The sequence below is a fragment of the Pseudomonas sp. Je.1.5.c genome (assembly GCF_051129895.1).
In the GTDB taxonomy this organism is placed as follows: domain Bacteria; phylum Pseudomonadota; class Gammaproteobacteria; order Pseudomonadales; family Pseudomonadaceae; genus Aquipseudomonas; species Aquipseudomonas urmiensis.
This window is the reverse complement of sequence record NZ_JBCPSP010000015.1, coordinates 20,268-42,289: the sequence shown is the minus strand read 5'-3', so window position 1 is coordinate 42,289 and position 22,022 is coordinate 20,268. Positions and strand designations below refer to the sequence as shown.

Genomic DNA, 22,022 nt, shown 5'->3' with positions numbered 1-22,022 from the left:
ATTCTGGGGGCGCTTTGCCCCCAGACTCGTTCAACCTTAACGCAGGGTTGGCCCCTGGAACCCCATCCACATGGCCAAATGCTCAGCCACACTGGCGCCAATGCGCTTGGAGAAACGATCGAACGGCGATTCCTGGACAGTGAAATCGACCAGGTTCTTCTCACCGACAATATCCCGCGCCACATAGCTGGCACTACCCAGACCATCCACCAACCCCAGCGCCTTGGCCTGCTCACCCGACCAGATCAGGCCGCTGAACAACTCAGGATGCTCCTTGTCCTTCAGGCGCTCGCCGCGACCCTGCTTGACCATGGCAATGAACTGCTGATGGGTCGTGTTGAGCACACCCTGCCAGAACTCGGTCTCTTCAGGCTTGGCTGGCGAGAACGGATCAAGAAACGCCTTGTGCTCACCGGCGGTGTAGGTACGACGCTCCACCCCCAGCTTGTCCATGGCACCGACAAAGCCATAGCCCGCTGCGGTCACGCCGATCGAACCGACCAGGCTCGCCTTGTCGGCGTAGATCTCGTCCGCCGCACTGGCGATGTAATACGCACCCGAAGCCCCCAGATCGGCGATCACCGCATACAACTTGATCTGCGGGTACTCGGCACGCAGGCGACGGATCTCGTCATACACATAACCGGACTGCACCGGGCTGCCGCCCGGGCTGTTGATGCGCATCACTACAGCCTTGGTCTTGGCGTCCTTGAACGCCTCACGCAGGCTCTTGACGATATTGTCGGCGCTGGCGGCCTCCTGGTCGGCAATGATGCCACGCACTTCGACCAACGCCGTATGGCTGTCGCTGCGCGAGGCAGTGCTATCCATGCTCATCAGCGGCGAGAACAGAAACAGGATGCCGAACAGATAGAGGAACGTCAGCAGCTTGAAGAAGATGCCCCAGCGCCGCGCTCGGCGCTGCTCTTGCACACCGGCCAGCAGGGTCTTTTCCAGCAGCTTCCAGCTCTTGCGATCTTCGTCCTCGACCACCTCGGTCTTGGGCGCTTTCCACTCGTCAGCCATGCTCACCTACCTTGGAATTGAAGTTGCGCCGAACCGCTCAACCACTGGCGCAACTGGGAAAAATGATCAATACAGACCTGCGGACCGAATTCAGCCAGCGCCTGCAGCGACATCGCGCCGTAGCCCACCGCCACCGAATGCATCCCGGCATTGCTGGCCATCTGCAGATCGAACGCCGAATCTCCGACCATCAGCGCCTGTCCGGGTTCGACCTGGCAATGCGCGAGAATCTCTTCGAGCATCAGCGGATGAGGCTTGCCACGGGTTTCGTCGGCCGCCCGGGTGATGTCGAAGAATTGCTCCCAGCCATTGGCCTTGAGCACCCGATCCAGCCCGCGACGCGCCTTGCCGGTCGCCACCGCCAGACGATAGCCCTCGGCACGAAAGGCATCCAGCGACTCCAGCACGCCTTCGAACAGCGGCGAAGGCTGCTGATCGAGCGCCATGTAGACGTCGGCGTAGTGCTGACGGAACACCTCGACCTGGACCGGCTGAAGATGGGGATAGAGCACCGAGATCGCCTCGCTCAACGCCAGGCCAATGATGCCCTTCACCGCATCTTCGGCGCTTGGCACCTCGCCCGCACGCTCGGCCGCCAGGTTCATGGCCAGGACAATCCGCCCAATCGAGTCGGCCAACGTGCCATCCCAATCGAAGATCAACAGCTCGTAGCGTTTACTCATCGACAATCAGCTCGCACTCAAGCGCTCCACGGTCTTGGCCCACATCTCGTCGACCGGCGCCTCGATCTTCAGCTCGCCGCCATCGGGCAGCGGCACGGTCAGGGCATAGGCATGCAGGAACAGGCGCTTGCCCCCCAGCTCACGGATCTCGCGGGTGAAGTCCTCGTCACCGTACTTGCTGTCGCCGGCGATCATGTGCCCGGCATGCAGGGTGTGCACGCGAATCTGGTGCGTACGGCCGGTAATCGGCCGCGCCTCGACCATGGTGGCGAACTCACCAAAGCGGCGCAGCACGCGGAACAGGGTCAGCGCGTCCTTGCCTTCGTCATTGATTTCGACCATGCGCTCGCCAGAGCGCAGGTTGCTCTTCTGCAGCGGCGCATTGACCTGCTTCTTCGAGGTCGGCCAGTGACCGCGCACCAGCGCCATGTAGCGCTTGTCGACACCATCACCGCGCAGGGCGGCATGCAGGTGGCGCAACATGCTGCGTTTCTTGGCGATCATCAACAGGCCGGAAGTGTCGCGATCCAGGCGGTGGACCAGCTCCAGCTCCTTGGCATCCGGGCGCAGCTGACGCAGCGCCTCGATCACCCCAAAGCTCAGACCGCTGCCGCCATGCACGGCGATACCGGCTGGCTTGTTGAGCACGATCAGCGCCTTGTCTTCATAGACAATCGCTGCCTCCAGGCGCTGCAACAGCGCCTGGGCGACCGGTACCGGCTCGTCGCGCTCAGGCAGTCGGACGGGCGGTACCCGCACGATGTCGCCGGCCTGGATCTTGTACTCAGGCTTGACCCGCCCCTTGTTGACCCGCACCTCACCCTTGCGCAGGATGCGGTAGACCAGGGTCTTGGGCACGCCCTTGAGGGCCGTGATAAGGAAATTGTCGATACGTTGGCCGGCAAGCTCCGGCGCGACTTCGATCAGCTGAACGCCGGAAGTCGGAGGGGTATTGGTCGTCATTGCTCGATCATAACAATTTTTTATGGAATTGAAGCACTTAATCATTACTGCTATAGTCGCGAACGCCGCCAAAAGCGGCAGGCCAGCGGCACCTGGCTCTACGCCGGGCCCTGACCATCGCAATTCTCGAGGACGCGAGGCCGTCCTACGGGGTTTTCGCCAGTTTACCGAAATGCCTGGAATCGCCACCAGCGCCGAGTAGAGAAGACCGAAAAAAAACGACAAGCGCGGTGTTTCACCTGCTTTCCCGCTTCTTTTCGCTGGACCTCTGCCCCGCCACCGTCGCTTCCGCGTCACACCCGGCGAATGCTTCGGAAATACCTGCCTTGGACATGAATGGCGTCAGCTTCTGAATCGGAGCTGGCGAAAAATGCAACCCGTTGCGGATTCAGCGCGCGGCAGCACCCGAATTTTCAGGGATACGTGCAGGGTGGAGATGTACAGCCTCCCGGATCGTGTAGCACGGCGTTCGGCCACCGGCCCTCTGTAATGGCCCGGCGAGCGAGCCTCGATGTTCTCCAGATGCCTACGGGCGTCCACGATTCAATGGCTGATTCCTCCTCCTGACTGAGTGCACTTGGCACCGCAGCAACAGGACGCGTCGTCGCGACCACGGCAGGCTGGGCAACCGGCTGGTGCCGAATGTCGCCGACACGGGGGTGGCTCGCTACCCTTTGCGCACCTTGGCACCGACCATGAGAAGTCGTGTGTGCCGAACGCCGTTTCCGGCAGCCCGGAAACCGACGGTACAACATGAAAAGAATGCTGATTAACGCAACTCAACCCGAAGAGTTGCGTGTAGCCCTGGTGGATGGCCAACGCCTCTACGACCTGGATATCGAATCCGGCGCCCGTGAGCAGAAAAAGGCCAACATCTACAAAGGCAAGATCACCCGGATCGAGCCCAGCCTCGAAGCCGCCTTCGTCGACTTCGGCTCCGACCGTCACGGCTTCCTGCCGCTGAAGGAAATCTCCCGCGAGTACTTCAAAAAGGCCCCTGAAGGCCGCGTCAACATCAAGGAAGTGCTCAGCGAAGGCCAGGAAGTCATCGTCCAGGTCGAGAAGGAAGAGCGCGGCAACAAAGGCGCCGCCCTGACCACCTTCATCAGCCTGGCTGGCCGCTACCTGGTACTGATGCCGAACAACCCCCGCGCAGGCGGTATTTCCCGTCGCATCGAAGGCGAAGAGCGCAACGAACTGCGCGAAGCCCTCAATGGCCTGACCGTGCCGGGCGACATGGGCCTGATCGTGCGCACTGCCGGCCTTGGCCGCAGCAGCGAAGAGATGCAGTGGGACCTGGACTACCTGCTGCAACTGTGGACCGCAATTAAAGAAGCCTCGCTGGACCGCACTGCGCCGTTCCTGATCTACCAGGAAAGCAACGTCATCATCCGCGCGATCCGCGACTACCTGCGCCAGGACATCGGCGAAGTGCTGATCGACAGCATCGATGCCCAGGAAGAAGCCCTGACCTTCATCCGCCAGGTGATGCCGCAGTACGCCAGCAAGGTCAAGCTGTACGAAGACAGCGTACCGCTGTTCAACCGTTTCCAGATCGAAAGCCAGATCGAGACCGCCTTCCAGCGCGTAGTCGACCTGCCTTCCGGCGGCTCGATCGTGATCGATCCGACCGAAGCCCTGGTGTCCATCGACATCAACTCGGCGCGCGCCACCAAAGGCAGCGACATCGAAGAAACCGCCCTGCAGACCAACCTGGAAGCGGCCGAGGAAATCGCCCGTCAACTGCGTCTGCGTGATATCGGCGGCCTGATCGTCATCGACTTCATCGACATGACCCCAGCCAAGAACCAGCGCGCCGTCGAAGAGCGTGTGCGCGAGTGCCTTGAAGCTGACCGCGCCCGCGTCCAGGTTGGCCGCATTTCGCGCTTCGGCCTGCTGGAAATGTCCCGTCAGCGCCTGCGCCCATCGCTGGGCGAGAGCAGCGGCATCGTCTGCCCACGCTGCTCGGGCACCGGTATCATCCGTGACGTCGAGTCGCTGTCGCTGGCAATCCTGCGCCTGATCGAAGAAGAAGCCCTGAAAGACCGCACTGCCGAAGTGCGTGCCCAGGTGCCAATCCCGGTCGCCGCGTTCCTGCTCAACGAGAAACGCAATTCGATCACCAAGATCGAACTGCGCACGCGCGCACGGATCATCATCCTGCCGAACGATCACCTGGAAACCCCGCACTTCGAAGTCCAGCGCCTGCGCGACGACAATCCGGACGTGCTGAACAACCAGTCCAGCTACGAAATCGCTGCCACCGAAACCGAAGAAGCGCCGCAACCGACCGCCGCCACTCGCACCCTGGTTCGCCAGGAAGCAGCGGTCAAGACAGCCCCGGCCCGCACCAACGCTCCGGTTCCTGCCGCCGCACCAGAACAGCCCGCCGCCCCTGCCGCAGCAGCTGCCAATGCGCCTGAGCCAAGCCTGTTCAAAGGCCTGGTCAAGTCGCTGGTCAGCCTGTTCGCAGGCAAGGACGAGCCTGTCGCTGCACCTGCTGCCACCACCGAGAAGCCTGCTACCGAGCGCCCCCAGCGCAACGAAGAGCGTCGCAACGGTCGCCAGCAGAGCCGCAACCGCAACGGCCGCCGCGATGAAGACCGCAAACCGCGCGAAGAACGTGCCGAGCGCGCCCCGCGCGAAGAGCGTCAACCGCGGGAGGAACGCGCCCCACGTGAAGAGCGAGCACCTCGCGAAGAACGCGCTCCACGCCAGGACCGCCGCGGCAACCGTGAGGAACGCCCAGTTCGCGAACTGCGCGAACCTCTGGACGCCGCACCGGCTGCCCGCGAAGAACGCGCTCCTCGTGAAGAGCGTGCACCTCGTGAGGAGCGCGCACCACGCGAAGAACGCGCCCCTCGTGAAGAGCGTGCACCGCGCGAAGAACGTGCTCCTCGTGAAGAGCGCGCACCGCGCGAAGAACGTGCTCCTCGTGAAGAACGTGCTCCTCGTGAAGAGCGCGCACCGCGCGAAGAACGTGCTCCTCGTGAAGAGCGTGCACCGCGCGAAGAACGTGCTCCTCGTGAAGAGCGTGCACCGCGTGAAGAGCGTGCACCGCGTGAAGAACGCGCTCCTCGTGAAGAACGCCAGCCGCGCGCTGCCGAACAAGCCGCCGAGCAGGCAGCGGAAATCGCCGACGAGCAACTGCCAAACGAAGAGCTGCTGCAGGACGAGCAACTGGAAGGCGCCGATGGCGAGCGTCCACGTCGTCGTTCCCGTGGCCAGCGTCGTCGCAGCAACCGTCGCGAACGTCAGCGCAATGCCAATGGCGAGCTGATCGATGGCGACGAAGAAGCCACTGATGAGCAGCAGCCACAGCAGCACCAAGCGACCGAACTGGGTGCCGAACTGGCAGCTGGCCTGGCCGTCACCGCTGCCGTTGCCACCAGCAACATCAGCGCTGAAGCTGAGGCCCAGGCCAATCAACAGGCTGAAATCGCCACTGCCGAGGCCCCAGAGGCTGCGACAGGCGAAGTCATCGCCCTGCCATCTGAGCCTAACGCCCAGGTAGAACAAACCGTTGCCGCCGCACCTGTGGTCGAGCAGCCGTTCAGCGAGCCGGTAGCCGTGGTCGAGCCAAGCGCCGAGCCAGTTGTCGAAGTGGTGCCGCAAGCTGTCGTTGAAGCGCCTGTCGCTGAAGCTGCTGAGCCACAAGTTGCTGTCGAGGCTGTAGCGATCGAAACTCCAGCGGTTGAATCGGGTGAAGCCGAGAAAGCGCCGGAAGTTGCCGAAGCTGCACCGGTCGCACCCGTCGAGGCGCCAGTAGCTGAGCAGCCTGCTCCGGCTGTCGAAGCCAAGCCTGAGGTTGTCGAGCCAGCACCGGTTGCCGCCGAACCTGCACCGGTAATGCTGCCTAACGGCCGCGCACCAAACGACCCACGTGAAGTGCGTCGCCGCAAGCGTGAAGCCGAGGCCGCCGCTGCTGCCGCTGCCGCAGCACAGGCCGCTGAAGCTGCGCAACCTGAAGCCCTGGAAACAACCGAAGAGCAGAAGCCTCATCACGGTTGATTGCAACGGCTGAATGAAAAAGCCCCGCCAGTGTGAACTGGCGGGGCTTTTTCATGGCTTTTGGTAATGTGCTGCCTGTAAAAGCCTTATCGCGGGGCAAGCCCGCTCCCACGTACCCCGTCGCAATCGAATCGTTTGCGTGGGAGCGGGCTTGCCCCGCGATGAAGCCATCACAGGCAGGCCATCAATACAGGTTTGGCTCCATCTCCAACTCAACCCCAAACCGTTCGAGAATATCCGCCTGGATCTTGCGCGCCAGCTCATGCAGCTGCACCCCGGTCGCCTGGCCATAATTGACCAGCACCAGCGACTGCAAACGATGCACGCCCGCGTCACCCTCACGATGCCCCTTCCAACCCGCCTGCTCGATCAACCAGCCCGCAGCCAGCTTCACCTGGCCATTGGCCTGGGGATAAGCCACCACACTCGGATAGCGCGCACGGATCTGTTCAGTCAGGGCAGCACTGACCACCGGGTTCTTGAAGAAACTGCCGGCATTACCCAGTTCGAGCGGATCCGGCAGCTTCTCGCGACGAATACTGCATATCGCATCACTGATCGCCTGGGCAGTGGGCTGCTCGATGCCCTGCTCACTCAGACGCTGACGCACCGGCCCGTAGTCCAGGTGCGCCCGCAGCGTGCGATCGAGGGCAAAGCGTACCCGCAGGATCAGCCAACGCCCCGGCTCGCGCTTGAACAAGCTGTCGCGATAGCCGAATGCGCATTCTTCAAGGCCGAAATCACGCAGCTCGCCGGTCTGGCGATCCAGCGCCGTCAGCCCTGCGAACACATCCTTGATCTCCACTCCATAGGCACCGACGTTCTGCATCGGCGCAGCGCCTACGGTGCCAGGGATCAGGCTGAGATTTTCCAGGCCGCTCAGGCCTTGCTCCAGGCTCCACTGCACGAAAGCATGCCAGGGCTCGCCAGCCTCGGCCTCGACCACCACCCGATCGCCCTGCTCGCTCAGCACCCGGCGACCACGGCTGGCCATATGCAGCACCAGGGCGTCGATGTCATGGGTGAGCAACAGGTTGCTGCCACCACCAATCACCAGCACGGCAACGTGCCGCTGCGCCGCATTGGCCAGCGCCGCACGCACGTCATCGTCATTGTGCGCTTGAGTGAAATAGCGCGCTTTGACGTCGATGCCGAAGGTGTTGAACGGCTTGAGCGAAACCCGCTCCTGCCACTGCGCCGTCATAGCCGCCCCTTGATTTCCACAACCAGCGCCTGGCAGGCCGCCTCGATCAGGTCCAAGACCTGCTCGAAGCCGTCGGCGCCGCCGTAATACGGATCGGGTACTTCGTCCAGCGCTGCGCCATAGCGGCGCAGGAACAGATCGAGCTCAGCGCTTGCCGCGTGCGGGCGCAACGCCTGCAAATGGGCAAGGTTGCTCTTGTCCATGGCCAGCACCAGATCGTACTCGGCGAAATGGCGTGCACTGACCTGCTGGGCACGCTGCGCCGACAGGTCGTAACCGCGGCTTAGCGCTGCACGGCAGGTACGCGCGTCGGGCGCCTTGCCCACGTGCCAGTCGCCCGTCCCGGCAGACGCTACATGGACCTGGTCAGCCAGGCCGGCAACCTGTAATTGATGGCGTAACACGCCCTCGGCCGTTGGCGAACGGCAGATATTGCCCAGGCAGACGAACAGAACGCGCATCAAGCCTCCAGCAAGCGCCGAACGCGCTCCAGGTCTTCAGGGGTATCGACACCCACGGCAGGCGCCTCGATGGCGTCCTCGACATGAATGCGCACGCCATGCCATAGCGCCCGCAGCTGCTCCAGCGCCTCGGTTTGCTCGAGCCAGCACGGGCCCCAGCTAACGAAATCTTGTAGGAAGCCCACGCGGTAGGCGTACATGCCGATGTGGCGACGATAAGGCACTGCCTCAGGCAGCTGCTCACGATCCTTGGCGAAGGCGTCACGCGCCCAGGGCAGCGGCGCGCGGCTGAATGTCAAGGCCAGGCCATGCTTGTCGCTGACGACTTTGACCGCGTTGGGGTTGAATACCGTCTGCGGCTCATGGATCGGCTCGGCCAGGGTGGCGATGCCCGCCTCAGGGTGCGCCGCCAGGTTGGCCGCCACCTGATCGATGATCACGGGCGGAATCAGCGGCTCGTCACCTTGCACGTTGACCACGATGGCATCGCTGGGCAGCCCCAGGTGCGCGGCAACTTCGGCCAAACGGTCGGTGCCGGATTCATGATCGGCGCGCGTCAGCAGCACTTGGGCGCCGAACGCCTGGCACGCCTCGACGATGCTGGCATCGTCAGTGGCGATGACCACGCGGCTGGCACCGCTCTTACGCGCCTGCTCCCACACGTGCTGGACCATCGGCTTGCCGGCGATCGGCAGCAATGGCTTGCCCGGCAAGCGCGTCGAGCGCAGGCGAGCGGGGATCACCACGGTGAAATTCAGGCTCATTTGTCCAGACGCTCGTCGTCAGTCAGGGTGCGCGCTTCGCTTTCCAGCATGACCGGGATGCCGTCACGCACTGGATAAGCCAGGCCTGCGCCTTTGCTGATCAGCTCGGTCTTGTCGGCGCTGAGCTTGAGCGGGCCTTTAGTGATCGGGCAGGCCAGGATGTCGAGCAGTTTGGTGTCCATGGAAGCTTCCTTGAGGCCAGTGGCCGGAAAAATGAATAGGGCTCAGGGCTGACGGCGCGCAGGCAGCAACCGGTCGAGCTGAGCGTCGAACCAACCGACGAAGGCTGGCGAAGGCTGCGCTTCGACCGCCAGGTACCACCAATCGTCAGCGGCGAACGCCCGGCACTTCACCGCATCTTTTTCAGTCATTACCAGCGGCAAAGCCGGGCTGAACGTCAGCGCCTGGGCAGAGAACTGCGCATGGTCGGCGAAAGGATGCGGCACAGGCTGCCAGTTTAGCCCCAGCAGGGTGTTGAAGAAACGTTGTGGGTTACCAATACCAGCCACCGCGTGCAGGGCCTGGCCGGGCGGGAAATGCTCAAGCGAATGGCGCTCGCCGCTGTGCAGGTTGATCAGCGCTGAGGGCTGCAACTGGAAGGCAAAACCGCCATCACGGTCGCCGCTCGCGCCGTTGTACAGAACGGCATCCGCGTCTTGGAGACGCTCGACCGGCTCACGCAGCGGGCCTGCCGGCAGGCAGCGGCGATTGCCCAGGCCACGTGCAGCATCGATCAGCACCAGCTCAAGGTCGCGGGCCAGGCGATAATGCTGCATGCCGTCGTCACACAAGATCAGGTCCAGCGGCTCGCTGGCCAATAGCGCCTGCACGGCGCGGGAGCGGTCAGGGTCGATCATCAGCGGCACGCCGGTGCGCTGGACGATCAGCAACGGCTCGTCGCCTGCCTGCTCGGCACTGTGAGTCGCCTCGACCCGCCAGGGCAACTGCGCAGGCTTGGCGCCATAACCGCGACTGACCACGCCAACCCGCAGCCCCTGACGGCGGCAGTGCTCGATCAGCCAGAGGATCATCGGCGTCTTGCCGGTACCGCCAACGGTGATATTGCCCACCACGATCACCGGTACCGGCGCGCGGTAGCTGGCACTCTCGCCGCTGAGAAAGCGCGCACGCTTGCGCAGCACTACGCGCCGGTACAGCGCCTCCAGTGGGCGCAACAGGGCCAAGGCCGGATGTCCGGCATACCAGGCCTCCAGCAGACGATCGGCGAAGGCCATCAGGGCGTCCCCGGCGCCGCCTCGACGGTGGTCATGCGCAGCTGGCTGAAACCGAGCTTGCCGGCAGCATCCATTGCGGTAACCACAGCCTGGTGCGGCGTCTTGCCATCAGCACTGATCGACAGCGGCAACTGGGTGTCGCCACCGGACTCCTGCTGCAGCGCCTCGGTCAGGGTCGCCAGGTCGCTCTTGGGCAGCAGGTGGTTGTTCACCGAATACACGCCGTCGGCGCTGATGGTAATGTCCACCCGCTTGCCCTCGTCGGGGCTAGGCGGTGCAGCCGTGGTGGCCTCCGGCAGCTCGACGCGCAGCTGGTTCTCGCGGGTGAAGGTGGTGGTGACGACGAAGAACAGCAGCAGCACGAACACCACGTCGATCAACGACGCCAGGTTGATGTCGACGTTCTCGCGCTGGCGATTGCGCCGAAACTTCACGCCTTGCCTCCAGCCACTTCCACTTCGCGGTCGCCCTGCACGACCTCGACCAGCTTGATCGCCTCTTGCTCCATGCCCACCACCAGCTCATCGATACGACGCAGCAGGAAGCGGTGGAAGAATACCGCCGGGATACCGACCATCAGGCCCGCAGCCGTAGTGACCAGGGCCTTGGAGATACCGCCGGCGAGCACCGAGGCGTTGGCCGTCATCTGCGAGCCCATGAAGGCGCTGAAGATATCGATCATGCCCAGTACCGTGCCGAGCAGGCCGAGCAGCGGCGCCATCGCAGCGATGGTGCCCAGGGTGCTGATGTAGCGCTCCAGCTCATGGATGACGCGCGAGGCGGCCTCTTCGATGCACTCTTTCATGATCTCGCGGCCATGGCGCGAGTTGGCCAGGCCTGCGGCAAGGATCTCGCCCAATGGCGAATCGGCGCGCAGGGCCTTGAGCTTGTCACTGGTGAGCTGCTTGTCCTTGATCCACATCCATACCTGGCCGAGCAGGTGCGGCGGGGTCACGCGACTGGCGCGCAGGGTCCACAGGCGTTCGGCGACGATCGCCATGGCGGCGATGGAGCTCAGAATGATCGGCAGCATCATCCAACCACCGGACTTGACCAATTCCCACACAGTAAGCATCCCCTCGGAAAAAGGCCGCCACTCTAACATAGGACGCAAGTCGCCTCATCTGCCGGAGGTCGCAATGCGCAGCAGCGCATCCCCTCCCCCGACGCTAACCAACAACCACAGGCACCGTGGGAGCGGGCTTGCCCCGCGAAGAGGTCGGCCCAGCCTATGCTCTACTCAATCCCCAGTACGCCAGAACCGCCGCTGCCCCCGCTGCCCCTCTACACCGCCAAAGCTACCCAGGCGCAAACTCAGGGCCCCCTCGATCGCCGTGTCGTGAATCACCGCCCCATGCCGCTGATAACGCTCGATCACCTGCGCATGCGGATGCCCGAACCCGTTGTACCGCCCCCGCGAAATCAATACCCCACGCGGCGCCGTGGCGCGGATGAACGGTTCAGTGGAAGAACTGCGACTGCCATGATGCGGCGATTGCAGCCAGTCGACCCGCGTCTGGCCATTGGCCGCCAGCCAGGCCCGTTCGGCCCCGGCTTCAATATCCCCGGCCAGTAGCAGCCGCTCGCCATTGGCCTCGACCAGTAGCACGCAAGAGCGCTCGTTGCTCCCCGGCCCCTCGGGCCAATGCCAGAGCGAAAAACTCACCCCATCCCACTCCCAGCCCTCGCCCGTCAGGCACATGTCCGCCTGCAATGCCGCTGGCAGCTCAGCGGCCTCCCCGGCCAGCACCCGGGCAATCGCTAGGCCGCGGTGAACAGCCAACGCACCACCTGCATGATCGGCATGGGCATGGCTAATCAGCAGGACGTCCAACTGATCCACCCCCAGCTTGCGCAGGGTGGGCAGCACTACCGTCTGCCCCAGATCGCTTCCGCCTTGCGCGGGACCTGCGTCGTAGAGCAGGGTGTGCTGGCGGGTACGCAGCAGTATCGCCAGCCCTTGCCCGACATCCAGTTGCAGCACGTGCACCTGGCCATGCGGCACGGATTCCGTCGGCGCCCACAGCGCCAGCAGCATCACCGCCCCCAAGCCTCGCAGCGGCAAGCCACGCGGCAGCAGCACCAGCCAGGCGCCGCTGGCGACCAGCAGCCAAGCGATCAGCGGCAAGGGTCGAGGTATCCAGGCGGGCTGCCAGTGGGCCAGGTGGCCGAGCGCGCGAAACAGCCACTCCAGCGCCCCGCCCGCCAGCCACAACAGCGACTCGCCTACCCCCGCCACAGGCAGCAGAACAGTGCCAAGCAACGCCAAAGGCAGGACCAGCAGGCTGATCCAGGGTACAGCCAGCAAATTGGCCACAGGTGCGCTGACACTGATCGGCAGCCCCACCGCCAGCAACGCCGGGAGCAGGCCCACAGCGATCACCCACTGCGCCCGGGTCCAGGCGTGCCAAGGTCGCCAACCACCGAGCCGGTGAGCGAAGCAGTAGACCAGCACCGCCACCGCTCCAAACGACAGCCAGAACCCTGGCAACAGGCTGGCCAACGGCTCGATCAGCAACACGCCGCACAACGCCAGCAATAGCGGCAAGCCGGTGCCCAGATGACGAAAACGCAAGCGCCAGGCCAGCACTACCGCGAGCATCAGGCAAGCGCGCTGCACCGGCACCGCAAAACCCGCCAGCCAGCCATACGCCAATGCTGCCGCCATGGCCAGGCCACAGGCCCAGGGCAACCACGGCCAGCGATGCGGCCAGGCGCCGCAACGGGCCATGAACGCCACCAGCCCATACATCAGCCCCGCAGCCAGGCCGATGTGCTGCCCGGAAATCACCAGCAAATGCACTGTGCCGCTGGCCTGCAGGGCCTGCCAGTCTTCGCGCGCCAGCCCCGAGCCATCACCAAGCACCAACGCGACCAAAGCGGCTTCGCGGCCCTGGCCATCCACAGCCAGCAAGCGCTGGCGCAGACTGTCGCGCCAGCCGCCGGAGACTGGCGTCAGCAGTTGCCCGGCCTTGACTGTGCCGGTCGCACCGATCCTGCGAGCCAACAGCGTCGCTTCGCGGTCTGGCCCATGGGGGTTGAGCAGGCCATGCGGGCGCTTGAGTGTAACGGCCAGGCGCCAACGCTCGCCGGCCTGCACGTGCGGTCCGGCAAACCAGCTCAACTGCAGGCGCTTGGGCAGATCAGCCCGGCGCGACACTGCCTCATCCAGCTCAAAACGCACGCCTCGGCCAGTCTGTGCTGGCAGCCCCACCACCCTGCCCTCCAGCCACAAGGTGCGGCCATCCAGAGTGGCCGCCAGACGGTCATCCAGCGCTTGCTGCGCCGACCAACACGCCCAGCAAAAGCCCAGCAGCAGCCAACCCAGCGGCCAAACGCGCGTACGCAAGCAGCCCAGCCCAAGCAAAAGCAGGATCAGCAGCCATCCGACCGATGGCAGAACCGGAAGAAAACGCAGGGCCAACAACCCCGCGGCGAGCGCAAACATCCCTGTGCGCATGAGGTAGAGCTCCGCAAGCCGATAAGCCTGCACAGCAATAGCGCAATTGGCGCCTAATCTTGCTCAACAATTGTCACAAACTCTGAACAAGCCAGTCAGGGAATCAAGGCATACTGACCCCCTTCAAACCCGGGGAGCCTACATGCCGCGCCGCCTCTTCAAACGGTACATGCCGGATCCGACCAGCATTCGGGAACACAAATCTTTACGCTTCTTCGGAAAACTGCTGCACGATCCCAACCTCTGGCACCTGAACCGCCATTCAGTGGCGCGGGCCATGGGTGTAGGCCTGTTCGCGGCGTTGATCCCTATCCCGATGCAAATGCTGCTGGCCGCCAGCCTGGCCATTCCCCTGCGCGGCAACTTGCCAATCGCGGTGAGCCTGGTCTGGCTGACCAATCCGCTGACCATGCCACCGGTGTTCTTCGTCACCTACATGACCGGCGCCTGGCTGTTGCAGACGCCACCGCGCACCCTGCCCGACGACCTGACCTTCGAGTGGATCACCGATCAGCTGTCGACCTTGTGGCAGCCGTTTCTGCTCGGTTCGGTGGTCTGCGGCGTGGTACTCGGTATCGCCGCCTACTTCATCACCATGTTCTATTGGCGCTGGTGGGTTGGCCGGCAGTGGCGCCGGCGCAAACTCAAGGCTTCATGCACGCATGCCGCGGCCGCTGACCAGCAAGCGGATGCACAGGGTATACAGCACTGCGGTAGCAACCAGCATGAAGGTGATCGCCGTACCAATGCTGATATCCGACACCCCTAGAATGCCATAGCGGAACGAGTTGACCATGTGCAGCACCGGGTTAGCCAACGACACGGTCTGCCAGAATGGCGGCAGCAGGTTGATCGAATAGAACACCCCGCCCAGGTAGGTCAGCGGCGTCAGCACGAAAGTCGGGATGATCGAGATGTCATCGAAGTTGCGCGCGAACACTGCGTTGACGAAGCCCAGCAGCGAGAAGATGGTTGCCGTGAGCAACACCACCACCACGGTGACGCCCAGGTGATGCACTTGCAGATGGGTGAAGAACAGCGACAGGATGGTCACGATCACCCCCACTGCCAGACCACGCAACACCCCGCCCAGCACATAACCGACGAGGATGGTGTGTGGCGACACCGGCGAAACCATCAACTCCTCGATCGAACGCTGGAACTTGCTGCCGAAAAAGCTCGACACCACGTTGCCATAGGAGTTGGTGATCACCGACATCATGATCAGCCCGGGGACGATGTACTCCATATAGGTGAAGCCACCCATATCGCCGATCTGCCGGCCGATCAGGTTACCGAAGATCACAAAGTACAAGACCATGGTGATCGCCGGCGGCAGCAAGGTCTGCGGCCAGATGCGCAAGAAGCGCCGGACTTCGCGGTAGACGATGGTATTGAGGGCCACCCAGTTGGTGCGCAGCTCCACATTCATACCGCCACCTTCGACAGGTTCTTCTCCACCAGGGACACAAACAGCTCCTCAAGTCGGTTGGTCTTGTTGCGCAGGCTCTGCACTTCGATGTTCTGCAGGGCCAACTGGCCGAACAGCGCGGTGATGCCAATATCCTTATCCACCTGCACCTCCAGGGTATGCGGCGTGATCAGCCGACACGGGTAGCCCTGCAAGGTGGGGGCAACGGCCAGATCCTGCTTGAGGTCGAGCACGAAGGTTTCCACATGCAATTTGCTCAGCAGCTTGCGCATGCTGGTGTTCTCGACGATGGTGCCGTGGTCGATGATGCCGATATGGCGGCACAGTTGCTCGGCTTCCTCGAGGTAGTGGGTGGTGAGGATGATGGTGATGCCTTTCTGGTTCAGCTCAGTCAGGAAGCTCCACATCGAGCGACGCAACTCGATGTCCACCCCTGCGGTTGGCTCATCGAGAATCAGCAAGCGCGGCTCGTGGATCAGCGCGCGGGCGATCATCAAGCGGCGCTTCATGCCACCGGACAGCGAACGCGACTGCACATCACGCTTGTCCCACAGCCCCAACTGGGTCAGGTACTGCTCGGCACGCTCCTTGGCAAGCTTGGGCGGGATGCCGTAGTAGCCCGCCTGGGTGACGACGATGTCGAAGGTCTTCTCGAACTGGTTGAAGTTGAATTCCTGCGGCACCACGCCCAGGCAGCGCTTGAGCGCGGCAGGCTCGCGGTCCAGGTCATGGCCAAACACATTCACCGTGCCGCTGGTCTTGTTGACCAGGGTCGAGAGAATGCCGATGGTGGTGGATTTGCCGGCGCCGTTAGGGCCGAGCAAGGCGAAGAAGTCACCTTCGGCGACATCCAGATCGATGCCCTTGAGGGCCTGGAAGCCATTGCCGTAGGTCTTGGTCAGCTGTCTTATGGACAGGGCAGAACTCATAGCGGGTCACGTACCATGCGAAGAGGTTCAGGACACGCCAGATCAGGTCACTGGCGCAGTGAGTGCGGCCATGGTGCAAGGCCTGGCCGCACAAGTACAGTCATGTGTATTGATAGTGACTATCGAAATAGTGCAGGTGTTCGATCAGGTCAGCGCAGTCATCACCGCCGCCTGGTACGCCGGGCGCTCTTGCAAACGCTGGTACCAGGCTAGTAGGTGGTGCATGTGCGGACGCTCGATGGGCATTTCGAACCAGGCGTAGACGAAGCTGCCCAGCGGAATGTCACCCATGCCGATCTGCTCACCGGAGAGGTAGGGTTGCCTGGCCAAGGTCTGGTCGGCAATCGACAGCAGCTCGGCGCAGGCCTTTTGCGCGGCATTGATCGCGACCCAGTCGCGCTGCTGCTCGGGGCTGCGGAGCAGGCCCCAGAACAGCGGGCGGAAAGGCGTGGCGAACGATGAAGTGGTCCAGTCCATCCATTTATCGGCCAGGGCGCGCTGGCGCGGGTCGTCCAGATACCAGCCCTGCTCGCGGCCGTACTCGGCGCAGAGGTAGCGCACGATGGCGTTCGACTCCCACAGCACCAGGTCGCCATCTTCGAGCATCGGCACCAGGCCGTTGGGGTTGCGCGAGCGGTACTCGGGGTCGTTGACCACGCCGAAGGCGCCGCCGGCGTCGATCGACTCGAAGTCCAGGCCCAACTCGTGGGCGATCCACAACGCCTTGCGTACATTGCTCGAATTCTTGCGACCCCAGATCTTCAGCATGACAACGTCCTTATGAATGCGCGAATTCGGCAGTTTACTCCACAGCTTGATCGTCTGTACTGGCCTCAGCGCGGGACAAGCCAGCCCGGGCGGTCCAGACACATACCCTGACAACCCCCGGCGAACTCCTGCCGCCACACCCTGTCACTGATCTGACAAGGCCGTTCGCCGGATGCCGGCTAAGCTCTGTGGGTTCGGCCCACGCCCAAGGTTCCAAGGAGGAAGGATTATGTTGCTGTTGTGGTTGGTGGTTCTGGTGATCGGCGCGGCGTATCTCACCCATCGGCGCCTGCCGCCCTTGCAGATACTTGGCATCATCGCCGCCTACACGCTGCTGATGGGCATTTTCAGCAGCGCCCCGGGCTGGCTGCTGACGCTGATCTGGCTGGTACTGGCCGCCAAGACCGCGCTGCTGGTGCTGCCCGACTGGCGCCGCAAGGTGTTCACCGGCCCGATCTTCAAATGGTTCCAGCGCACCTTGCCGCCGATGTCACAGACCGAGCGCGAGGCGATCGAGGCTGGCACCGTGTGGTGGGATGGCGAGCTGTTCAGCGGCCGTCCCGCCTGGAACACCCTGCTCGACTACCCTGCGCCCAAGCTCACCGACGAAGAACAAGCGTTCATCGACGGCCCCACCGAGCAACTGTGCGCCATGGTCAGCGACTGGCAGATCGGCCAGGACCTGGACCTGCCGGCAGAAGCCTGGCAGTTCATCAAAGAGCACGGTTTCTTTGCCCTGATCATCCCCAAGCAATACGGCGGCAAAGGCTTCTCGGCGTATGCCCACTCCCAAGTCGCGATGAAGCTGGCCACCCGCAGCGGCGACCTGGCCTCCACGGTCATGGTGCCCAACTCCCTGGGCCCGGCCGAGCTGCTCCTGCACTACGGCACCGATGAGCAGCGCGACCACTACCTGCCGCGCCTGGCCCGTGGCGATGAGATCCCCTGCTTCGCCCTCACCGGTCCGCTGGCCGGCTCCGACGCGGGTGCCATGCCCGACACCGGCATCATCTGCAAAGGCCAATGGCAAGGCGAAGAGGTGATCGGCCTGCGCCTGAACTGGGAGAAGCGCTACATCACCCTGGGCCCCATCGCCACCCTGCTGGGCCTGGCGTTCAAGGCCTACGACCCCGAGCACCTGCTGGGCGAACAAGAAGAGCTGGGCATCAGCCTGGCGTTGATCCCCACCGACACACCGGGCGTCGAGATCGGCAAACGCCACTTACCGCTGGGCGCGGCGTTCATGAACGGCCCCAACAGTGGCAAGGACGTGTTCGTGCCGCTGAGCTTCCTGATTGGCGGCCAGGAAATGCTCGGCAAAGGCTGGATGATGCTGATGAACTGCCTGTCGGTGGGCCGCTCGATCTCCCTGCCGGCAGTCGGCACGGGGGCGGCCAAGTACACAAGCCTGGTGACCGGCCAATACGCCAATATCCGCGAACAGTTCAACGTACCGCTGGCCGCTTTCGAAGGCATCCAGGAATCGCTCGCGCGCATCGGCGGCAACGCCTGGCTGATGGACAGCGCCCGCCTGTTGACTGCCAAGGCCGTGGACCTGGGCGAAAAACCTTCGGTACTGTCGGCGATCCTCAAGTACCACCTGACCGAACGCGGCCGCGAGTGCATCCAGCACGCGATGGACGTGCACGGCGGCAAGGGCATCATCATGGGCCCGAACAACTACCTGGGCCGCAACTGGCAAGGGGCGCCGATCTTCATCACGGTAGAAGGCGCCAACATCCTGTCGCGCAACCTGATGATCTTCGGCCAAGGGGCGATCCGCTGCCACCCGTTCGTGCTCAAGGAAATGGCCCTGGCTGGGCGCGAAGACCGCGATCAGGCCCTCAAGGAATTTGACCAGCTGCTGCTCAAGCACATCATGTTCGCCGCTGGTAACGCCGCCAGCACCCTGGTACTGGGCTTGGGCCTGGGCCACTTCGAACGGGTGCCGGGCGATGCTTTGAGTCAAGGTTACTTCCGCTCATTGAACCGCCAGGCTGCGGCTTTCGCCTTGTTGGCAGACCTGTCGATGATGCTGCTGGGCGGCGCCTTGAAACGTCGTGAACGCCTCAGCGCGCGCCTGGGGGATGTACTGAGTTACCTGTACTTGTCCTCGGCCGCGCTCAAGCGTTACCACGACCTGGGGTCGCCGGAGCACATGCAGCCGTTGTTGCGCTGGGCGATGGAAGAGTGCCTGGGTAAAGCAGAGCAGGCGCTGGATAAGCTGCTAGACAACTTCCCCAACCGGTTTATCGGCTGTGCGCTACGCGTGCTGGTGTTCCCGTTTGGACGTCGGCATACCGGGCCAAGTGATGAGTTGGATGCCGAGGTTGCACAGTTGATTGGGCGCAGCAAGGGGGATCCGGCGTTGGAGGAGCTGTTGGCAGGCTGCTTCCGGCCACAGGCCGAAGGTGATCCGGTGGCGGCATTGCAAAGGGCCTGTGACTTGCTGGACGAAACTGCGCCGCTTCGCAAGACCCTGCATCAGGCTACTCGAGAGGGAACAGTGCAGGCTCAAGCCGGGCGCTCGGTAATCGAGGCTGCAATCGAGGCTGGCGTGTTGCAGGAGACGCAAGGACAGCAGCTAAGCGATGCTGAATCCGCTCGACGTGCGGTCATTGATGTGGATGCCTTCGATAAAGACCAGTTATTACCAGGGACGGATAAGATACGCTGATCGCAGGGGGCCGCTTAGCGGCCCTCGTTTCGATCCAGCAGTTGCAATGATCACTTCAACCGGTCGCCATCACGCTTGCTCGACTAGGCGCCCTCTTCATCTTTTGCCTCCCATTTGAGGGTGGCCCGTGCTATTTGGGCTTTGCGTAATTCAGCAAAACTACTCAAGGGCAAAGGAAGGGTCAGGCTGCCCCCATAGGTTCTGGTAGACGTTTGTTTTTTCGCCAGGATGACGACAAAACGTGCGTCTCCCTGTGGCGTGTAGACTCCCCCTGAATCTATCTGGCCGGTTCCTTCCAGGGGCAGTATCCACTCCACTTCAGGTAGAGGACTTGGGCTCCCTGCCACCCTCGCTTCGATTTTCAACCCCGCTCCTGCCCATTGCTCATCCACGGACAAATGCAAATCGGGTTCCTTATGCGTTACCAAGACATACCCAGTTGCAGTACGCCCTGAAGTTTTACCCGTGACCTGTATTTGGTCGATTACATACCTCACATCATCAGGGGCTGGCGCCGCCTGGTAGTCAGCGATAGCGCTGTTAGTCCCCGAGCTTGAGATGGTTCCACTGCCCGCACCGTCCGTCAGCACCTGCCACTCCAGCTCTTCAGCGGCCATGCTGGGGTCTTCCAGCAGATCCGCACGCAACTGGAGCGAAGTACCGCTAAAACAGGTGGCGAACTTCGGATTGAAATCCAGCGAATGCCCTATCACCATGACCAGTGACTCGCTACGCTGCTCGGCATCGGCATCGGCATCGGCATCGGCAAGTTTTGCAACGACCCGAACCATCAGGTTTTTACCCCCCAGCGCCGCCGCAGCTGGCGCCTGGTAATAACCTGTGGCTTCATTGATTGTACCCATCTCACCTGTAGTTCCCGGCAAGGGTTCGATGCTCCATTTCACGCCGTTGCTTGGCGGCTCAACGGTGAATTTAGTTTCAGCCGCAGCTGATAACTCTACGTTCTGCTCGACTATTCGGAACGAACTATCCGTAGACGTGAATCCGCCCATCAGCAACAGATTGTTCGTTCTGTTTCTGACGAGAGGCTGAATAAAACGCCCATCAGGCTGGCGCAGGCACGGTAGGATTTGCCTATCGATATGAGCGGTCAGGCGGGTGGATAGCGCGTTCAAAAACCCCCTTTGCACCGCATAATCCGCAAGGGCTTTAATGGCGTCTTCATGAGTAGATGGCGGGACGGACTGGTCATCTATGCTCGCAGCGGCTTGCTCTACCATGCTGTCCAGCCGCCCCGTCAACGCAGCCGTGGCGTCGGCTGCAAGTTCAAATGCGTAATCCAGTCGAGGCTCAACTGTAATCTTGCTACTCTGCCACTCTTCTGTTGCACCCACATGCCGGTATTTATATTCCACTGTACAGCTGGGCTGCCACGTTTGACTGATGCGCTCCTCAGCGAATGCTATCTTGAGTGCAGCCTTACCGCCGCTCCCCGGCACGACAATCTCATCGAACAACATCTCCAACCCCAAGCCCTCGCACCTTCCTGCCGGGATCGAAAGTTGCCCTTTCAGTGCCTCCATACTGCCCAGGCCTTTCTCTGGGGGGTCGCTCTGAACATAGCGATACTCTCCTCCTTGCAAGACGCCCAAAATGCTTTGCGCGTAGGCATCCCGATGCAAAAGTCGCCAAGAGAGAATGGCAGTGCTCGCATACCTGTCATCGGCAGTGTTCGCCAGCAATGAGGGGAAATCAAGGCCATCTTGTGGCACGCGCCCCTGTCCCCCGTGAGTAAAGTTGACGAAAAACAGCAACGCCGGTGTCAGCCCATCGCTCCCTTGCACCGCAGGCCTTGCCTGCGATACCTGGCGAAACGGGTTGTCTTGGCTGCTCATAACATCGGCAAGCGCTAGCACCTGCTGCGCAGGCTCCAAGGCATCGAGGCCAGCCTTGAGCATTTTGGGGCCCAGCGATTCAATATCCGCAGTGCTGTTCAACACCAGGGTATGGTCCTGACCCTGGCCAAGATCAAGCACCACTTGACCGTTCTCGGAGCGCACCGGCAAGTTCATCGTGGCCTGCAGCCGACTCACCGTATCATGCACCGCTATACTCATCACCTCACCCAGATAACTGGATTTCACATAGCTACCGCCCTCCAGGCTCAACCGGACATGGAGCATAGGCCGCTCATAGCCGTTCGCCTTAATATGTACATCCGTGAGGCGGACAATGTAGTTATCCAACTCATGCAGAGAGTCATCTTCTTGACGTAACGCTTGGCCACTGAGGAATGCGACAGTCTGCTCCGCCAATCGCTGCAACTCTTGCTGTTGCACGGTGTATTGAAGTAGCGAAAGCGGTTGGGAGGCGATCATGTCCCAGTTGAGCATTGACGGGTTTCTATCCATCCACGCCACCAGCGCTTCAGGGGGGGTCATGCTCATA

The 22,022-nt window shown here is 62.5% G+C and carries 18 protein-coding genes; 3 read left to right on the top strand and 15 right to left on the bottom strand.

What is annotated here, in order from left to right; translation table 11 throughout:
- Positions 1-36: 36 nt before the first annotated feature.
- The 3 genes from sppA to rluC are packed head-to-tail and all read right to left on the bottom strand — an operon-like array spanning position 37 to position 2,672.
- Complete coding sequence (gene sppA, locus AAZU54_RS13350) at positions 37-1,026, bottom strand: signal peptide peptidase SppA (protein WP_434727269.1); 990 nt, start codon at positions 1,024-1,026, stop codon at positions 37-39.
- Positions 1,027-1,028: 2 nt separating this feature from the next.
- Positions 1,029-1,709, bottom strand: a complete 681-nt coding sequence (locus tag AAZU54_RS13345) for an HAD family hydrolase (protein WP_186556921.1) — start codon at positions 1,707-1,709, stop codon at positions 1,029-1,031.
- Positions 1,710-1,715: 6 nt separating this feature from the next.
- Positions 1,716-2,672: a 23S rRNA pseudouridine(955/2504/2580) synthase RluC gene (gene rluC / locus AAZU54_RS13340; RefSeq protein WP_186556922.1), complete on the bottom strand. Its 957-nt coding sequence runs from the start codon at positions 2,670-2,672 to the stop codon at positions 1,716-1,718.
- A gap of 753 nt (positions 2,673-3,425) precedes the next feature.
- On the opposite strand from rluC, the gene rne reads away from it, so the two are divergent.
- Positions 3,426-6,683, top strand: coding sequence for a ribonuclease E (gene rne, locus AAZU54_RS13335; RefSeq protein ID WP_434727268.1), 3,258 nt, complete (start codon positions 3,426-3,428; stop codon positions 6,681-6,683).
- Positions 6,684-6,867: 184 nt separating this feature from the next.
- Here the strand turns inward: rne and murB are convergent, their stop codons facing one another.
- The 8 genes from murB to AAZU54_RS13295 form a co-directional block, all read right to left on the bottom strand.
- Entirely contained in the window at positions 6,868-7,887 is a 1,020-nt protein-coding gene (gene murB / locus AAZU54_RS13330) for a UDP-N-acetylmuramate dehydrogenase (RefSeq protein WP_186556925.1), read from the bottom strand.
- Positions 7,884-8,348: a low molecular weight protein-tyrosine-phosphatase gene (locus AAZU54_RS13325; RefSeq protein ID WP_186556927.1), complete on the bottom strand. Its 465-nt coding sequence runs from the start codon at positions 8,346-8,348 to the stop codon at positions 7,884-7,886. Before AAZU54_RS13325 ends, murB begins: the two co-directional genes overlap by 4 nt.
- A complete protein-coding gene (gene kdsB, locus AAZU54_RS13320) occupies positions 8,348-9,112 on the bottom strand; it encodes a 3-deoxy-manno-octulosonate cytidylyltransferase (protein ID WP_186556929.1) in 765 nt (254 codons plus the stop codon). The genes AAZU54_RS13325 and kdsB overlap by 1 nt, the downstream gene beginning before the upstream one ends.
- The gene (locus tag AAZU54_RS13315) at positions 9,109-9,294 is read right to left on the bottom strand and encodes a Trm112 family protein (RefSeq protein WP_028633616.1); all 186 of its coding nucleotides are present in this window, start codon (positions 9,292-9,294) and stop codon (positions 9,109-9,111) included. The genes kdsB and AAZU54_RS13315 overlap by 4 nt, the downstream gene beginning before the upstream one ends.
- A 42-nt stretch (positions 9,295-9,336) precedes the next feature.
- Entirely contained in the window at positions 9,337-10,347 is a 1,011-nt protein-coding gene (gene lpxK, locus AAZU54_RS13310; protein ID WP_405128843.1) for a tetraacyldisaccharide 4'-kinase, read from the bottom strand.
- A complete protein-coding gene (locus AAZU54_RS13305; RefSeq protein WP_186556933.1) occupies positions 10,347-10,781 on the bottom strand; it encodes an ExbD/TolR family protein in 435 nt (144 codons plus the stop codon). The genes lpxK and AAZU54_RS13305 overlap by 1 nt, the downstream gene beginning before the upstream one ends.
- Positions 10,778-11,413 carry a MotA/TolQ/ExbB proton channel family protein gene (locus AAZU54_RS13300; protein WP_186556935.1) on the bottom strand — a complete coding sequence of 212 codons (636 nt, stop codon included), beginning with the start codon at positions 11,411-11,413 and terminating at the stop codon, positions 10,778-10,780. Before AAZU54_RS13300 ends, AAZU54_RS13305 begins: the two co-directional genes overlap by 4 nt.
- Before the next feature lie 174 nt (positions 11,414-11,587).
- Complete coding sequence (locus AAZU54_RS13295) at positions 11,588-13,807, bottom strand: DNA internalization-related competence protein ComEC/Rec2 (protein ID WP_434727267.1); 2,220 nt, start codon at positions 13,805-13,807, stop codon at positions 11,588-11,590.
- Between the two features lie 142 nt (positions 13,808-13,949).
- Here AAZU54_RS13295 and AAZU54_RS13290 point away from each other — a divergent pair, with 142 nt between their 5' ends.
- On the top strand, positions 13,950-14,576 hold the full coding sequence (locus tag AAZU54_RS13290; protein ID WP_186556937.1) for a DUF2062 domain-containing protein: 627 nt from the start codon (positions 13,950-13,952) through the stop codon (positions 14,574-14,576).
- On the opposite strand, the gene AAZU54_RS13285 is transcribed toward AAZU54_RS13290, so the two are convergent.
- From AAZU54_RS13285 to AAZU54_RS13275, 3 genes are all read right to left on the bottom strand, one after another.
- A complete protein-coding gene (locus AAZU54_RS13285; RefSeq protein WP_186556939.1) occupies positions 14,460-15,239 on the bottom strand; it encodes an ABC transporter permease in 780 nt (259 codons plus the stop codon). The genes AAZU54_RS13290 and AAZU54_RS13285 overlap by 117 nt on opposite strands.
- Entirely contained in the window at positions 15,236-16,168 is a 933-nt protein-coding gene (locus tag AAZU54_RS13280; RefSeq protein ID WP_264236936.1) for an ABC transporter ATP-binding protein, read from the bottom strand. Before AAZU54_RS13280 ends, AAZU54_RS13285 begins: the two co-directional genes overlap by 4 nt.
- A 144-nt stretch (positions 16,169-16,312) precedes the next feature.
- Positions 16,313-16,936 (bottom strand): glutathione S-transferase, encoded by a 624-nt coding sequence (locus AAZU54_RS13275; protein ID WP_434727266.1) that lies wholly within the window; start codon positions 16,934-16,936, stop codon positions 16,313-16,315.
- Positions 16,937-17,165: 229 nt separating this feature from the next.
- Between AAZU54_RS13275 and AAZU54_RS13270 the strand changes: the two genes are divergently transcribed.
- Complete coding sequence (locus AAZU54_RS13270) at positions 17,166-19,613, top strand: acyl-CoA dehydrogenase (RefSeq protein WP_434727265.1); 2,448 nt, start codon at positions 17,166-17,168, stop codon at positions 19,611-19,613.
- Positions 19,614-19,696: 83 nt separating this feature from the next.
- Here AAZU54_RS13270 and AAZU54_RS13265 read toward each other — a convergent pair whose 3' ends face one another.
- A complete protein-coding gene (locus tag AAZU54_RS13265) occupies positions 19,697-22,021 on the bottom strand; it encodes a hypothetical protein (protein ID WP_434727264.1) in 2,325 nt (774 codons plus the stop codon).
- Between the last annotated feature and the right edge of the window lies 1 nt (position 22,022).

What these genes read in the sequence shown, in the direction of transcription:
- lpxK (WP_405128843.1), bottom strand. Translation starts at nt 10,347, where the DNA reads ATGGCCTTCGCCGATCGTCTGCTGGAGGCCTGGTATGCCGGACATCCG.
- sppA (WP_434727269.1), bottom strand. Translation starts at nt 1,026, where the DNA reads ATGGCTGACGAGTGGAAAGCGCCCAAGACCGAGGTGGTCGAGGACGAA.
- AAZU54_RS13285 (WP_186556939.1), bottom strand. Translation starts at nt 15,239, where the DNA reads ATGAATGTGGAGCTGCGCACCAACTGGGTGGCCCTCAATACCATCGTC.
- AAZU54_RS13345 (WP_186556921.1), bottom strand. Translation starts at nt 1,709, where the DNA reads ATGAGTAAACGCTACGAGCTGTTGATCTTCGATTGGGATGGCACGTTG.
- AAZU54_RS13295 (WP_434727267.1), bottom strand. Translation starts at nt 13,807, where the DNA reads ATGCGCACAGGGATGTTTGCGCTCGCCGCGGGGTTGTTGGCCCTGCGT.
- rne (WP_434727268.1), top strand. Translation starts at nt 3,426, where the DNA reads ATGAAAAGAATGCTGATTAACGCAACTCAACCCGAAGAGTTGCGTGTA.
- AAZU54_RS13280 (WP_264236936.1), bottom strand. Translation starts at nt 16,168, where the DNA reads ATGAGTTCTGCCCTGTCCATAAGACAGCTGACCAAGACCTACGGCAAT.
- rluC (WP_186556922.1), bottom strand. Translation starts at nt 2,672, where the DNA reads ATGACGACCAATACCCCTCCGACTTCCGGCGTTCAGCTGATCGAAGTC.
- AAZU54_RS13270 (WP_434727265.1), top strand. Translation starts at nt 17,166, where the DNA reads ATGTTGCTGTTGTGGTTGGTGGTTCTGGTGATCGGCGCGGCGTATCTC.
- AAZU54_RS13325 (WP_186556927.1), bottom strand. Translation starts at nt 8,348, where the DNA reads ATGCGCGTTCTGTTCGTCTGCCTGGGCAATATCTGCCGTTCGCCAACG.
- AAZU54_RS13290 (WP_186556937.1), top strand. Translation starts at nt 13,950, where the DNA reads ATGCCGCGCCGCCTCTTCAAACGGTACATGCCGGATCCGACCAGCATT.
- kdsB (WP_186556929.1), bottom strand. Translation starts at nt 9,112, where the DNA reads ATGAGCCTGAATTTCACCGTGGTGATCCCCGCTCGCCTGCGCTCGACG.
- AAZU54_RS13275 (WP_434727266.1), bottom strand. Translation starts at nt 16,936, where the DNA reads ATGCTGAAGATCTGGGGTCGCAAGAATTCGAGCAATGTACGCAAGGCG.
- AAZU54_RS13265 (WP_434727264.1), bottom strand. Translation starts at nt 22,021, where the DNA reads ATGAGCATGACCCCCCCTGAAGCGCTGGTGGCGTGGATGGATAGAAAC.
- AAZU54_RS13315 (WP_028633616.1), bottom strand. Translation starts at nt 9,294, where the DNA reads ATGGACACCAAACTGCTCGACATCCTGGCCTGCCCGATCACTAAAGGC.
- murB (WP_186556925.1), bottom strand. Translation starts at nt 7,887, where the DNA reads ATGACGGCGCAGTGGCAGGAGCGGGTTTCGCTCAAGCCGTTCAACACC.